The sequence below is a fragment of the Microcoleus sp. BM001215392 genome (assembly GCF_036700185.1).
Lineage (GTDB): Bacteria > Cyanobacteriota > Cyanobacteriia > Cyanobacteriales > Microcoleaceae > Microcoleus.
On record NZ_JAUBOJ010000210.1, the window covers coordinates 1 to 12,628 of the forward strand.

Annotated in this window: 11 protein-coding genes and 1 pseudogene; 8 read left to right on the forward strand and 4 right to left on the reverse strand. The window is 45.0% G+C overall.

Annotation, left to right across the window (positions count from 1 at the left end; all coding sequences use genetic code 11):
* Positions 1–239: 239 nt before the first annotated feature.
* Positions 240–1,220 (reverse strand): ABC transporter ATP-binding protein, encoded by a 981-nt coding sequence (locus QT974_RS20835; protein WP_333470329.1) that lies wholly within the window; start codon positions 1,218–1,220, stop codon positions 240–242.
* Positions 1,221–1,330: 110 nt separating this feature from the next.
* Between QT974_RS20835 and QT974_RS20840 the strand changes: the two genes are divergently transcribed.
* Together QT974_RS20840 and QT974_RS20845 are read left to right on the forward strand one after the other, a co-directional pair.
* On the forward strand, positions 1,331–1,552 hold the full coding sequence (locus QT974_RS20840; protein WP_333470330.1) for a hypothetical protein: 222 nt from the start codon (positions 1,331–1,333) through the stop codon (positions 1,550–1,552).
* A 292-nt stretch (positions 1,553–1,844) separates the two neighbouring features.
* Positions 1,845–2,348 (forward strand): ARC6/PARC6 family protein, encoded by a 504-nt coding sequence (locus tag QT974_RS20845; protein WP_333470331.1) that lies wholly within the window; start codon positions 1,845–1,847, stop codon positions 2,346–2,348.
* A gap of 160 nt (positions 2,349–2,508) precedes the next feature.
* Here QT974_RS20845 and QT974_RS20850 read toward each other — a convergent pair whose 3' ends face one another.
* The gene (locus tag QT974_RS20850) at positions 2,509–3,435 is read right to left on the reverse strand and encodes a phosphoribulokinase (protein ID WP_333470332.1); all 927 of its coding nucleotides are present in this window, start codon (positions 3,433–3,435) and stop codon (positions 2,509–2,511) included.
* 276 nt (positions 3,436–3,711) lie between these two features.
* Between QT974_RS20850 and QT974_RS20855 the strand changes: the two genes are divergently transcribed.
* Together QT974_RS20855 and QT974_RS20860 are read left to right on the forward strand one after the other, a co-directional pair.
* Positions 3,712–3,879, forward strand: a complete 168-nt coding sequence (locus tag QT974_RS20855; protein WP_333470333.1) for a hypothetical protein — start codon at positions 3,712–3,714, stop codon at positions 3,877–3,879.
* A 168-nt stretch (positions 3,880–4,047) separates the two neighbouring features.
* On the forward strand, positions 4,048–5,181 hold the full coding sequence (locus QT974_RS20860) for an adenylate/guanylate cyclase domain-containing protein (RefSeq protein ID WP_333470334.1): 1,134 nt from the start codon (positions 4,048–4,050) through the stop codon (positions 5,179–5,181).
* Between the two features lie 416 nt (positions 5,182–5,597).
* Here the strand turns inward: QT974_RS20860 and QT974_RS20865 are convergent, their stop codons facing one another.
* Positions 5,598–7,229, reverse strand: a complete 1,632-nt coding sequence (locus tag QT974_RS20865; RefSeq protein WP_333470335.1) for a YcjF family protein — start codon at positions 7,227–7,229, stop codon at positions 5,598–5,600.
* 144 nt (positions 7,230–7,373) lie between these two features.
* Here QT974_RS20865 and QT974_RS20870 point away from each other — a divergent pair.
* Positions 7,374–8,565, forward strand: a pseudogene (locus tag QT974_RS20870) (RNA-guided endonuclease InsQ/TnpB family protein).
* Positions 8,566–8,634: 69 nt separating this feature from the next.
* Here QT974_RS20870 and QT974_RS20875 read toward each other — a convergent pair.
* Positions 8,635–8,949, reverse strand: a complete 315-nt coding sequence (locus tag QT974_RS20875; protein ID WP_333470336.1) for a hypothetical protein — start codon at positions 8,947–8,949, stop codon at positions 8,635–8,637.
* Between the two features lie 310 nt (positions 8,950–9,259).
* On the opposite strand from QT974_RS20875, the gene QT974_RS20880 reads away from it, so the two are divergent.
* From QT974_RS20880 to QT974_RS20890, 3 genes are all read left to right on the forward strand, one after another.
* Positions 9,260–11,080, forward strand: a complete 1,821-nt coding sequence (locus QT974_RS20880; protein WP_333470337.1) for a sensor histidine kinase — start codon at positions 9,260–9,262, stop codon at positions 11,078–11,080.
* A gap of 74 nt (positions 11,081–11,154) precedes the next feature.
* The gene (locus QT974_RS20885) at positions 11,155–11,682 is read left to right on the forward strand and encodes a DUF937 domain-containing protein (protein WP_333470338.1); all 528 of its coding nucleotides are present in this window, start codon (positions 11,155–11,157) and stop codon (positions 11,680–11,682) included.
* Between the two features lie 154 nt (positions 11,683–11,836).
* A complete protein-coding gene (locus tag QT974_RS20890) occupies positions 11,837–12,217 on the forward strand; it encodes a hypothetical protein (protein WP_333470339.1) in 381 nt (126 codons plus the stop codon).
* Positions 12,218–12,628 lie beyond the last annotated feature (411 nt).

Below are 12,628 nucleotides of genomic sequence, written 5' to 3' on the forward strand. Positions count from 1 at the left end.
GCGCAAGCAAATATACTCGTATGGGCTATAGCATTTCGGTAGTAAATATCTGATTCTGACTAATAAGTTGTATGCCGAAATGCGAGAGCCCTCGCAAAAATGAGATGCACCCACCGCTACAAACATCAATGTATCTGTGACAAAATTTCGCCAAGTCGATCGAGCCAGGCCTTAGGAGGGAGAATCTTTACAGCACCAGCAGTCCCGCAGCGACAGATATCCCTCTGGCCAAACAAGCTTCAACTGCTCGAATAAATACCTCTTTCTTCAAGTTGCTGCATAAAAAATTCTTCCAGAGAAGGCTTCGCCAAATTCATGCCAATTAGCTGCCCTCCCGTGTTGCTGAGACTAGAAATAAACTCCTGAGGATCGCCCTTTAAGTGACCGTACCACAAATCGCTCTCAACTTCCATATCCGGTATCCATTTTTGCAGGATATTCAAATGACCGCCCCTACCTTGAACGCGGTAAGTTTCTGTTTTACCTAGCAATTCGTCTATCGCCCCAGTGCAGATTAATTCACCCCTCGCCAAAATAGCTACTCGATCGCAAATCTTCTCGACATCTGAGAGTACGTGCGAGTTAAAAAAAATCGTTTTTCCTTGATTTTTTAGCGCCAAAATTATCTCTCGTATCTGATAGCGTCCCATCGGATCTAAGCCAGACATCGGCTCGTCTAAAAATACCACATCTGGATTGTTAATTAAAGCTTGAGCCATGCCGATCCGCTGTAGCATTCCCTTAGAATACTGGCGCAACTGTTTTTTAATTGCCGCCGATTGAGCTAGCCCAACTAAGTCTAGCAAATGCGGAATTCGCGAACGCTGAATCGAGGGTGGAATTTCAAACAGCCCGGCGGCAAACTGCAAGAATTCCCAGCCCGTGAGATAATCGTAAAAGTAGGGATTTTCTGGCAAGTAGCCGACTCGCCGCTTGACATTGCGATCGCCCAAAGGCTTACCCAACAGCAGCGCCCTGCCGGAAGTCGGCCGCACTATCCCCAGCAAAGTCTTCAGCAGCGTAGTTTTCCCCGCTCCATTTTGCCCTAGCAGCCCGAAAGTTTCCCCCTCAGAAACACTCAGAGTGCAACTTTTGAGCGATTCAATCTTTTGGTTCATCCAGAAGCCTGTACGGTAAAACTTGCCCAGATTAAATGTTTCCACTACTGGGGTAGCTCTGGGCGTTGGAGTCGGAGTTGGCGCATCTATAAGAGGTTCCATTGTCGTCATATAAATAAGTAGCACCTGATTATATTCTATGGCATGAGTCTCGCAATCAGGGTGCGGTTTGATGTTAAACTTATATGAGCTGCACTTACAATTTTGTGAATATGGAACGTTCAAAAATTATTGCTATTATCACTGGGGTCATTTCTATTGTTTTAGCAGTTGCCTACCTGCTGCTGGTCACTCTCCTGGACTTCCGAGGCGAAATGGTCCCCGCACCTCAAAGTTATTTGCCATTTTCGATGCCTGTTCAGCAATTAGCTGCTGCTCATCCCATCCAGGCGGGGGCTGACGATTGGCAGTCGATTGTGAGACAAACAATATAATTAAATTAAAATTCCGCAATCTTGGCAGTAAATTATGTAGATAAAGTTAGTGGCGAACTAAAACTATTTTAGGACTTACCCTCAGCAACCGGGCAACCAGTAAAAAATCGTCAGTTCGTCACCTTTATATCTACAAAGAAACCCGGTTCCTGGCAAGCACGGGTGCGTTCAGAACTGTATTTATGTGGCGCGCGGTGCACTTGAGCCATACAAATACTAACTCTCGATCGAGTTCATATCTTGCTGTGGAGCTTGCGGGCGAGACAATTTATGATGATTGAGGAATTGAAATATGAAAGCCATCCTTCTAGTAGCAATCGCAACTCCTTTATTCTTGGCTGCACCCGCACCAGCAATAAATGTCGCTGCTGGCGCCAAACAAATACCAGCAACAAATTATATCAGTCAAGCCCCAAATATTACTCTCGGACAAGCATCCGATTTAATTGGCAAATGGTTGGATGCGAAACAGAAAATATTTGCTCCTCCCTTCGATCGCCAATTGCTGGCTAAAATGACTACAGGTATTTTGTATTCTGATACTGTCAAGGCGATCGACTATTTGACCGCCAGTAATTCTCGCTACCGATACGGCGTCCAAAAACTCGAATCAGTGGAACGCTTTGCAGCATCTGGGAACAAAGCTACTATAGAAGTAAAAATCACCGAAGATGCTACCCTTTACAAAAACGGCAAAGTCGATAGTAGCAGTTTTAACACCAAGTTAATTCGGTACAGTTTAGAATATTGGGACGGCATTTGGAAAATAGCCGATTCCCAACTTATGAGTCAATAGTCAAATATCGCTACTCTTTCGGCGGGCGCCGATAACTGCACAAAAACTGTATTTGTGCGTGCAATCAGAGCGCACCTTACCTGCATGAGCAGCGATCGAGTCAAGATAGATACCCGTAGGGACACGGCGACGAGCCCCTACACCTACTATGTACTTTTAATTAATACACGTGAATTGCTTTCATCATGTGATATGCAACTAACAACTGCGTCAAAGCTAGCGGGTAACTTTGCAAAACTTCGCCGGTTGTCCCGATTAGTTTACCAATTTCCGGGTTGCCTTGGGCAGCACAAAATCCCTGGAGGTGGGGTAACTCGCTGCACAAAATCTTTTCCAATTCGCTGACTTGAGCGCTATTAGCATGAGAGTCTACTTCCAACACGTCAACCGGTTTGCCCATATCGCGATCGAGTCCCAAGCGAATTGCAGGTTTAAAACTATCGCTGCCTCGACCTAAAATCTCAGTAAAATCAGGGTGAGGAATTGTCGGTCTGAGGACTAAACGGACGCTCAAATTTGATTCATTGTCCGCTTCTGGGTAAAAACTAACTACAACGTCGGCAAATTTTCGCTGGGGCCGAATATAATCTTCTGAATCCGGTTCCCGCTTTTCCATTTCTGCCAGTACCTGTTCTTCGGTATAACCGCGCTTCATAATATCGCGCTTAACTTTCCACTGAGTTCGCAGTTTTTCTGGGGGAGCGAGATAAACTTTTACGTCGTAAGAATCGCGGATGGTTCGGGTGGAATAACCCAGCAAACCTTCAACGATTACAAACTTGCTGGGCTTGATGTATTCCGGGGGGTCAAATGTACCAGAATGGTGGTTGTAAATGGGTTTGAGAATTGCTTGACCGGTGCGCAGCAGGCTGAGGTGCTGCCGCATGATGTCGAGGTAATTGCAGTCGGGATGCAGTGCTGTGAGTCCGATTTCGGCGCGCTGCTTTCTGTCGTAGCGGTGATAGTCGTCTGTGCAAATCACAGTCACATTTTCTGGCCCCAATACTTGGGCAATTCCCCGGGTGAGAGTGGTTTTCCCCGCTGCGCTGTCTCCGACAATACCGAGAATGATTGGTCGATCGCTCATTGTTTTTACCCCGCCGGACAATAGCAAATTTTGTGGTCAATCTTAAATATTATCAAAATTCGGTTCGACGCGATCGCGATCTCTCCGCAGCCTCCCCAACCTGTAAAATTATTGTATTATTACTTAATCAAATGCAGCACCCGAGACTCGGGGAATATCTGATGCCAAAATTACCCTGATTTCTCAACCGCGGGGTTTGTCGATCGTACTTTTAAATCCGGGTATACTAAAAATTTAGGGAAAATTGTGGCCTCAAAGCATCTCAGCAGTCTGTAAATGTCGTGCAAACAACAGCAGCGGTGCGATTGGTGGGATATTAGCGGTATTAAAAACCGCAGCAGCGAGTCCATCAACTTGTCTGTCGCATCAAAGCACCGTGCGATCGACAAAATTGCGGCACAATATAAAGTTTTAGACAAGGCTTTCGCTATTTTGACAAATTAGTATAAATTTGAGTACACAAGGTACTCCCACGCTCAGAAACCTTGTTTTTCGCTGTGCATCGCCTGCTGTAACCAATTATTTGCCTTAAACAACCCGGTTTCGACGCATCCCGACGCAAATTATAATTTTTCCACCAAATTTAAGTTTAATTAAGCCCGCAACCAGCCTATGAATAAACCATATTTTCAAAAAATTAGGGGCAGTATTTTAATTGTTGATGACAGTCTTAACAATTTAACATTAATGGAGCGGATATTATTGCGGCAAGGCTATCAAGTAAAAATTGCATCTAGTGGTAAACAGGCCCTCGATACTGTGCAGTTGGATCTACCAGACTTGATTTTGTTGGATATTATGATGCCCGCTATGGATGGATACGAAGTTTGCACTCGCTTGAAAGCGAGCGATCGCACTCGCGACATTCCGATTATTTTTCTGAGTGCTTTGGTAGAAATTGCTAATAAGGTAAAAGCCTTTAACGCTGGTGGGGTGGACTACATTACTAAACCTTTTGAACCAGTAGAAGTGGTAACTCGCGTTGAAAATCAATTGCGACTGCGGGAACTAGATATGCAACTGAGAGAAAAAAATAAGATGTTGCAGCGAGAAATCGCGGATAGAGAAGAGGCAGAACTTGAAACGCGGCTGCTGTTAGAAACAACCAAATTCCAAAAAGACGAAATTGAAGAATTGCTCTTAAATATTTTGCCAAAAGCAATTGCAGAGCGCTTGCAAAATGGACAAAGCATAATTGCTGACAGTTTTTCGGATGTCAGCGTTTTATTCGCAGATTTGGTGGGATTTACAAATTTCGCATCTCACAAAACAGCCGCAGAAACCGTACAAGTTCTCAATCAAATTTTTAGTCAATTCGACCATTTGTCTTTACGTCACGGTTTGGAGAAAATCAAAACTATTGGCGATGCTTACATGGTAGTCGGCGGTTTACCCGAACCGCAGGAAAATCACCCTGCGGCGATCGCCCAAATGGCACTGGATATGCAAGCTGCTGTCGCTAGCTTCAATGCCAAACACAATCAAAGCTTTAGCCTGCGGATTGGGATCAATATTGGTGGCGTGGTGGCGGGAGTCATTGGTTTAACTAAATTTAGTTACGATTTGTGGGGCGATACAGTGAATGTCGCTCACCGGATGGAATCAAACGGTATTTCGGGGGAAATTCAGGTAACTGCTGCGGTTTACGAGCGTTTGAAAGATAAATTTTCGTTTAAACTGCGCGGTGCTATTGAGATTAAAGGTAAAGGAGAAATGATGGCTTATTTGTTGTTGGGCAGACATTAGTTGTTAGTTGTTAGTTGTTAGTTGTTAGTTATTAGTTGTTAGCTCATGTTAAATTAAGCAGAACTTACGCATGGGGCGTGAGAAACCGGGTTTCTATGAATTTTTGCGATTGGCGACGAAAAATCTACGAAGAAACCGGGTTTCTGAGGTCGCAAGTGCAGGTGAGAAACCGGGTTTCTATGAATTTTTGCGATTGGCGACGAAAAATCTACGAAGAAACCCGGTTTCTGAGGTCGCAAGTGCATCCAGGACTATTAAATAGACATAAATTTCTAATAGCAATCAGGTTGATGAGCGTAAGTCCTATGAATGAAAGATTATTGGTAAAACCTGCCCCTGCGGGATTTATATTTGTGGAAGCGGACATGATACAATGACTAACGACTAATGACTCATGACTGATGACTAATGACTAATTACCATTCATCCTTTTGCTTGTTGCTGTAGGTTTCCCAATCGTCGCCCGGGTTGTGATACAATGGCTCGGGTTCTAATTCTTCTGGCATTTCTAATTCTGCATCCGATGCTTCGGGCTGGTAAATGTTTAGAGGTTCGACAACGCGGGCGATCGCATCTTTGACAAATGCTTTGACAAACTCGTCTTTCCGATTTAATTGAAACTGCCTCTGCACGACTTCGGCGATGCCGCCGTCGCCCCAATCTTGGTCGTGGCGAAAATATTCAATAAAACTTTTGCCAGCAATTCTGGTTAAATAAGCGGCGCTGACTGCTTGAATTGCTTTGCCGAGTACAAATCCGGCAACGCTTAATTGTAGCGCCCTCGACACTACTTGAATTACGCCTTCAACTATTCCCAAACTCGCTAGGGTTTTAGCAAGAGATAGTGCCAATTCTTTAGCGCGATCGATATTTAATTCGCAGCCGTAAATCTTAGCAATTTCTACTACCATTTGAGCGTTAACTGCGGCTGTCGCCAGTAAATCCACAACAGGTAAAGGCGTGACAGCAATTACTCCGGCTCCGAGCCACTGAAAGCGCTCTACTACTTTATCAGCAGCGCGCCGCCTTTGAGCGTCAATTAATTTGCGCGCTTGGTCTCCCAAATGCTGAGATTGCAACAAAATATTATCAGCAATTAAATCTTCTCCTTCGGCGCGCAAAATTGCTGCGATGCGCCGAATTAATGGCATCATATCGGGGTCTGGCTGAAATATTGTGCCGCTTTCTAGTACGAATTTTTGGGGGTTGGCGCTAATTGCTACTACATCCATTGTTGATACTAAACCTTTGACTCGCAGCCGCAGTCGATCGAGAATTTCATCTCTGTCGCTGTCGGGATAAAGGTCAACTTTGTTAAAAACCACGATCGACCTTTTGCCAATTTCGGCCAAAGTCCGCAGCGGTTCGTACTCAGATTTGCGCAAATCGCCGTCCAATACAAATAAGATCAAATCAGCCCGGGCCGCCAACTGCCGCGCCAATTCTTCTCTATAAGTCCCCGCTACTCCCGCTTCCAAGATGCCAGGGGTATCAGTAATTGCTAATTCTCGATCGATTCCTTTCAATGAAAGAGTGTAAGTTTCTCCAACTTCAGTAGTTCCCATCGGCGCGCCCACCTGTCCCGCCATCCGTCCCACCAGCGCGTTCACTGCGGAAGTTTTACCCGCAGAACCAGTACCGAAAACAACTATTCTAATGCTACCGCGCGCCATGCTAGCTTCTATTTCCCGGGCTCTCAACAGCAAAGCTTGGCGCGCTACTTCGTCTTGAATGCGATCGACTTGCTGTCTGATTGCTTTGAGATTTTCTGAAGCAGCTTCACTTTTGACAACAGGAACCTTGGGATTGATCGCCCGTTTTCCTTTAACTTTCCCCGGGCGTTGCAGCAGCTTAAAATAGTAAAATAGTGCAAAAATTAGGGTTCCTAAAAGTACAATTATTAAGAAAATTAGCAAATTAGCCAGCAACGGAGAAGCAGACCACGCAACTTGACTGTAAAGCCCTGTTAAGGAACTTATTAGCCCAATAATCAGCCCCAGGGTGAGGCAGAAAGCAGCAATTAAGGTTAGCAGGCGCGGCAGAGGCATGAGGGGAGCGGCAAATAAAAGGGTTATCAAAAATCTGGGTTGAAAACCCCGTCCTTCTAGGACGGCTTTAATTAATTGTAACCTTTTGTTGTGATATCGCCTGTTTTGTGCTGAGTAAGTTAGCATAAGGCAGGAGGTAAACCAATGCTAGTTTTTGAGTTCAAAACTTACGGAAAATCAAGCCAGTTCACAGCAGTAGACGAATCAATTCGTACCGCTCAGTTTGTCCGCAATAGCTGTTTGCGCTATTGGATGGATAATCCCAAAAATAACAAATACGACTTGAATAAATACTGCGCTGTACTGGCAGCCACGTTTCCGTTTGCCGACGAACTCAACTCGCAAGCAAGGCAGTCGAGCGCAGAACGCGCTTGGGCAGCTATCTCTCGATTCTACGAAAACTGCAAGAAAAAGATTCCCGGTAAAAAAGGATATCCACAATTTCAGAGAGACTGTCGTTCGGTTGAGTACAAAACAACTGGATGGAAGCTCGCAGGCGATAGAAAGTCGATTACTTTTACCGATAAAAAAGGGATTGGCAAACTCAAACTAAAAGGTACACGCGATTTGCATTTCTACCAAATCAACCAAATAAAACGGGTGCGATTGGTAAAACGTGTAGACGGCGTGTACGTCCAGTTCTGTATTGACGTTAACCGAAAGGAGAACACGGAACCAACGGGCAATACAGTTGGACTCGACGTTGGATTGAAAGAATATTATACCGATTCAAATGGAACTACAGTTGAAAATCCGAGGTTTCTGAGGAAAGGTGAGAAAGTCCTCAAACGATCTCAACGTCGGGTATCCAAGAAAATAAAAGGTTCAAAAAATAGAGGCAAGGCCAGGCAGATTCTAGGTAAGCGCCATCTCAAAATAAGTAGGCAACGCAAAGACCATGCTGTGAAGTTAGCAAGGTGCGTAATTGGGTCAAACGACTTGATCGCCTACGAAGATTTGACGATTAAAAATATGGTGCATAATTACTGTCTGGCTAAGTCTATTAACGACGCATCTTGGTATCAGTTCCGTGTGTGGCTGGAATACTTTGGAAAAGTATTTGAGCGCGTAACGGTTGCGGTAAATCCGCAATATACCAGCCAAGAATGCTCCCTTTGCGGTGCAATTGTCAAGAAAACGCTATCTACTAGAACGCACGTTTGTAAGTGCGGGTGTGTACTAGATAGGGACGAGAATGCAGCTAGAAATATCCTGAGTCGAGGATTGGGTACGGTAGGGCATACCGGAACTTTTGCACTAGATGCAAGTAACGCTTCGGGAGAGTTGACCTCTACTGCAAGTTGGAGAAATCCAATTAGAGCAAGTTAGCTCATAGAACGAAGAATCCCCACGCCTTCAGGCTGGGGAGTGTCAAACTTTGATTTTTACATTACTCCGATAGTCATCAGTCAGTCGATTGTCGGATTGAAGATTTAGTTGCAGTATTGAATCGGGTTACTCGAATTTGGGCGTTACCCGCTTGTCCGAGGCTTTCATTCAGTTGACCGCTTGAGGGTTGACAGCTTGCTGTGAGCTTGGCTCCAGAAAGATTGGGTGATTGCAAATCTGAATGCTCAAATGACCGAGCAGCCGTGAGCACTGATACGGCCGCCTGCATTGCAATGGCCGGTTGAGCGTTAGCGGGTGCAGGTATGTGCTGCGAGCGATCGCGTCCTTGACTGCAATTGTAGCAAAGGCGACCCTTGATTGCTGAACTCATCCGCCCGAACCCGGTAGCCAATTGATTTGTACTTAGTTATTTAATTGGTACTTTAGGCGATCGCCAGTCGAGACACTGTTTTTTATGCAGAAACAAATATCACATTCAGTACGTACAAATCTGGTTTTTTAACATAAGTATGTCCCGCAAGCCCCGAAAGCCGAAACGAGAAACTGGGTCGATCGATCGGGGTAAGAGCGTCCTAATTCAAAATTATTATCATATTAAGTATCATAGGGTACTCTCTAATCAGCCGTGAGTTAAGTTAAGCTTAGTTCTCAGTGCGTGAATTATTTACAGGTTCGCATCTATGCAGATCAAACATCACAACCAGGCTTCACAAGCACTCCCTACCTCTTGCGACAATAACATCAAAGAGAGCCAGCCACCACAGCCGAATTATTTCACTCAAATAGCCCGTTACTTCGGCAACCTCAGTATTAGCGATAAAATCTGCGGCGGCTACGCACTGGCTCTTTGTGTTGCAATTGGGGGAACCACAGTCGGAATGCTGGCTGGGAATCATTACTATCGCAGAACTAACAATCAAGTACACATCGATGGAGAAAGTCGGCTTTTAAATAATTTGCAATTGGCTTTGATGCGCACCCAAAATAGCCAAGAGCGGCTGATTTACTGGCTAGACAAACCAGAAATATTTGAGGTAAAGCACCAGCAATTAAAACACCGCATCGACGAATTAAAATTTTGCTTGTCGCAAATCAAAAATCATAGTAACAGCCAAAATATTGAAGGAATGCCATATTTTTGGACAAGTTACGAGCCGCTAGTAAGTAATTACATTCAGCACCTAGAAACCGTAAGTAAAAAAATTGATAATTTACCCAAAAAGCCAGGTAACAAAATAACTAAACGCAAGTTGCTGTCGAAGTTTGACCGAGAGCGAATTGGGTTAAAACTAGATAAGGCGGTCAATGATTTAGCAGAAATTGTCGATCGCACCGCATTGCAAGAAGATGCAGCGCGGGAGTCCCTGCTGCAAGCGCAGGTGCTGCGCATACAAATCATTATTGGTAGCATGGTACTGTCGATCGTAGTTGCAGCACTGCTGGCGAGCTACACGAGTCGGGCGATCGCCAAACCCATCGCTGCTGTAACTAAAATCGCTCAGCGAGTCACCCAAGAATCTAATTTTCAGTTGCAAGTACCAATTACCAGCACCGATGAAGTGGGAGTATTAGCAGCTTCGTTGAACCAACTGATTCAAAAAGTAAATCACTTGCTAGAAGAAGTGAAATTAAAACAAGAAAATCAAATACTTCAAAATGAAAAAATGGCGACTTTGGGGCGGATGTTAGCCGGAGTGGCTCACGAAGTTAACAACCCAATAAATTTTATCTATGCTAATATCGATCCCGCCAAAAATTACGTGGAAGATATTTTAGATTTGCTCAAAACTTACGAATCAGAAATCCCCAACCCGCCGACCGGAGTAACCCAAAAAGCTGAAGCAATAGACCTTGACTTTCTCAAAGAAGATTTAATGAAAATATTTGACTCGATGCAAGTGGGCGCTGAAAGAGCCAAAGCTATTATCTTAAGTTTGAAAGACTTTTCTCGCCTAGACGATACCGCACCTCATGCGGTAGATTTGCACGCCTGCATAGACAGCAGTTTGCTGATTCTCAACAGCCGGATCAAACTAGGCGTTGAAGTAGTGCGCAATTACGGGAACATTCCAACTGTTGAAGGCTACATGGGTTTGCTTTATCAGGTGTTTGTCAACGTGATTAATAATGCACTAGATGCTGTGGAAGAAAAAGCAAAAATTGAGAAAATCAACTCTGAGGAAATCAAAAAACAATCGGGTTCCTCCTTCCTGAAACCGGAAGCACCGAGTTTTGTGCCGAGGATTGTGATTGCTACAGAATACTTGGATGACGACTCAGTGGTAGTGCGAATTTCTGATAACGGTACGGGAATACCAGCAGCAAGTCAAGCAAAAATGTTTGAAACATTCTTTACCACTAAACCGAGAGGTGTAGGTACTGGTTTGGGATTGGCCATCGGTCGCGAAATTATCGTCAAGAAACACGGCGGGACAATTAACTGTTGGTCAGAGGTGGGAACGGGGACGGAATTTGCGATCGCCCTGCCGATCGAGCATTAGAATAGACGATCGCCAATTGGTGATTGGCGATCGTCTATTCTAGAGTGGAGCAGTTAAAGCTAGGAGCGAAAATTATGGGACTATTTGACCAAATTTTAAGCGCGATCGACAATCCCAACCAACAAGCCAGTCCCAATCAGTTGGGTAACATTCTCGGTGCGGTACAGCAGTTGAGCGGCAGCCACGGCGTCGATGCAGGCACGACTCAGCTAGCAATGTCGGTTTTGGGCGGACACGTGCGATCGGCCTTACAAGACGTGCGATCGCAATCTGGAGACGCACAAGCTCAAGAAGTAGTCAACCAATTTAGCGGCACAAGTCCCAATCTGCAAGCAGTTCAGAGTTTGTTCGGGGCCGGCCAACTGACGCAGATAGTAGCCGATATCGCCCAAAGAACCGGCTTAAATAACGCGACAGTACAAGCGATGATACCTGTGTTAGTGCCGATCGTCCTCAACTTGCTGCAAACAGGCGGCAACGCCCAAAATCCAGCCCAGGGCCCAAATCCGGTTTTGAATGCCTTTTTAGATGGAGATGGAGACGGCGACGTAGATATTACTGACGCCATGTCGATGGCTAGCCGCTTTTTAAATCAGCGCTAATTCCCTGAGAATTTGGGGAGAGAGTCCGGTTTGATGGTTCGGACTTTAGTCCTCAGATTATTGATTTGGATGACTAAAGTCCGAACGATCCGACGAATTTTGTGATTGTCGATCGACCAAACATGATATAAGATTAAATTTAGATGAATTTGCCATGACACAAATTCTCGATCGCGAAACTATCGATCGGCCAGTAGTGCTCGGTGGCAATTGGAATCAGTTTAAGCTAATCCAGAAAGCTTCGGAAGATTCACCCGGAGTCAAGCTATCTTTTTTTGCAGGCGCGATCGAGATTCTGATAGCGGGATTCCAACACGAAAACTTTTCGGAAATAATCGGCTATCTGGTGACAACTTTTTTGCTAACACAGGGCATCAGATTTTATCCTTCCGGTTCGATGACACAGGAGAAAACCGGAGAAGTTTCAACCGCTTCAGACAAATCGTTTTGTTCGGAGACAGCGAAATCAATCCCCGATTTGTCGATCGAAATAGTTTATACCAGCGGCGGACTGAACAAACTATCAAAATATTGAGCTTGTCCCGGAGGTGTGGTTTTGGGAAGATGGCACGCTGCGCTTGTATCGCCTGCGGGAAGATGGTTAGGAAGAAGTAATTCAGAGTGAGTTATCTGGATTGGAAACGCTGAATATCGATTTATTGAAACGCTGCATTTTGAGGGGCGAGACTGATTTTGCTGAAGCGGTGAAGGTTTTCGGACAGGGCTGATTAGCTAAGTTAGGACTTACGCATAGGGGCCGGTGAAACCGTTTTTTTTTTACAAAAAGATGCGTTACCACCCACAGATTAGGTAAAAAACCCGGTTTTTTTGTCCGAGTGCGTCCAGCACTATAAGTCAATACGGTTTACTTAACACTATTTATGCCCGGATATCCCCCTCGCATCCCCCTGGTTGTAGGGGGACTTTAAGAGCTTCTTGTCCCCCC